General features: G+C 76.8%; 2 protein-coding genes. Both read right to left on the bottom strand.

Annotated features, from left to right (window positions below; genetic code table 11):
• On the bottom strand, positions 1 to 805 hold an 805-nt coding region (locus tag B7767_RS23545; protein WP_143652606.1), incomplete at its 3' end, for an AMP-binding protein.
• Positions 802 to 1,111, bottom strand: a 310-nt coding sequence (locus B7767_RS23540; protein ID WP_143652605.1) for an alpha/beta fold hydrolase, incomplete at its 5' end; no start/stop codon positions are given. The genes B7767_RS23540 and B7767_RS23545, both read right to left, overlap by 4 nt.

The following is a 1,111-nucleotide window of genomic DNA, read 5'->3' as shown; positions in this document are numbered from 1 at the left end:
GGGCGCAGTGCCGGGCGATCAGGGTGAGCACGGCGGGTGATGCCAGGACGATGCTCGCCCGGTGTTCCAGGACCGGCCCGACGAGTTCCTCCGGCGGTGTGCGGGCCGGGGCCAGGTGGTTCACCGCCGGGACGACGGTGGTCACGCCGAGCAGCGGGCCGAGCAGCGCGACCGGCAGGAATCCGGCGAGGAGCACGTCGTCGGGCCGGGGGTCCAGCAGCGTGGTCAGCGCGTCGAGCTGCCCGGCCAGAGTGGTGTGGCGGTACTCCGCGCCCTTGGGCCGTCCGGTGGAGCCGGACGTGAAGGCGATGAGGGCCGGCTCGTCGCCGTCGGGCTCCCGCACCCGCGGGAGCGGGGTGTCGCCGGCCGGTGCGCGGGTGGTCAGCCGCCGTCCCAGGGGGAACGGCGCGGGGCCGGTGACCAGGGGGATCCGTACGTGGGGGCGGCCCCATCCCAGGGCCCGGCGCCCGAGGTGGGCCAGCGGCTCCCCGACGAAGACGTCCGGGGCGACGTCCCGCAGGCAGCGGCCGACCTCGGCGCGCGGTTCGATCAGGACGGGGACGGCGCCGATGAGGCCGAGGGCGTACGAGACGGCGGTGAGGTCGTGGGCGTCACGGGTCATCACGACGGCCTTGTGACCGGGCCGGACGCCCTCCTCGCGCAGGGCCCGCGCGAGGAGGTGGCAGCGTCGCACCAGCTCGCCGCGACGGGTCGTCCGGGAGGTTCCCCTACGGCACTCGACGAGGGCGACGGCGTCGGGGCCGTCGGCCAGGCGTGCGGCGATGCCGGGAACGGTGGCGGTCATGGTGCCTCCTGGAGGAAGTCACGGAGGAGGCCGCCCAGTTCGGCGCCGGCGTCCTCCATCACGAAGTGCCCGGCGTCGGGGAAGCGGTGGACGGCGGCGTGGGGGTGGCGGCGGGTCCACTCCTCCAGCAGGGCCGGGGTGAAGACGGGATCGCGCATGCCCCAGCCGATGAGCAGGGGAAGTTCCGACAGGCCGGCCCCGCCGCCGGGAGGTTCGAGCAGCCGCCACGCCGGGTCCGCGGGGCCGCGGGGGATCGCCCGGACGGCGTCGGTGACCGCCCGGCGCTCCGCGCGGCGGGCGTGGGGC

Origin of the sequence: Streptomyces sp. 13-12-16, assembly GCF_002114215.1 — a bacterium.
Taxonomy (GTDB): domain Bacteria; phylum Actinomycetota; class Actinomycetes; order Streptomycetales; family Streptomycetaceae; genus Streptomyces.
This window is presented reverse-complemented; position numbering and strand designations above follow the sequence as displayed.